This is a genomic window from Acinetobacter endophylla (assembly GCF_053543775.1).
In genome coordinates this window covers 1-607 of sequence record NZ_JBLVOM010000105.1, presented here as the reverse complement: position 1 = coordinate 607, position 607 = coordinate 1, and the positions used below count along the sequence as shown (strand labels likewise).

The window sequence follows — 607 nt, the reverse complement described above, 5'->3', positions numbered from 1 at the left end:
GATTCCATGTAGGCTACGCTCTATCGTTAATTCGTTATTAGAAGAAGTCATCGGTAAATGCCAAATCAATGGTGACCTTATAGCGTTGCATCTCGATATTCAGGTCTTTGTCCTTCAGTACCAGGAAGTAATCTTTCTTACGGTCAAAATCAGTGCCAGACAATGACAGCCTGACCTGCTTGACCCGATCGGCAACAGAGTCGGTACTGCTATCAAAAGTCAAAGTTTCTTCACTGGAAACTTTAAGATCCCCATCATAAATGGCAATGGATAAAGTCACTGGCATGACCAGCTCACTGACAGCTTCAGTTTGCATCAAATCAAACTTCTGGATGTTATTGACCATCTTCAGCGTGGATTTGGTAGAAATGACCTCAACTTTACGCTTGGTGCGCTGTCCAGCCTTTTCACCACGTAGCTGTTTTACCGTTAGTACAGGCACTACGATTTCCTGAGGCATGATGCCGCCATGCACGAAACGTGAGCCTCCTACAAAATGGAAACGGTTCGCCCCTTTTGGAATCCAGAAATCAGTCGCAGATAATGTGCCTGCCGTAGCTTGGGTTGAGCCTTTCCAGGCTTCCTTGCTCTCTGGTAAACCATGCCC

At 46.0% G+C, this 607-nt stretch carries 1 protein-coding gene; it reads right to left on the bottom strand.

The genetic code is table 11. The annotated features are described in order from the left end of the window. Positions 1 to 37 precede the first annotated feature (37 nt). A partial coding sequence (locus ACNPNW_RS05485) for a PglZ domain-containing protein (RefSeq protein WP_527890968.1) occupies positions 38 to 607 on the bottom strand: 570 nt, incomplete at its 5' end.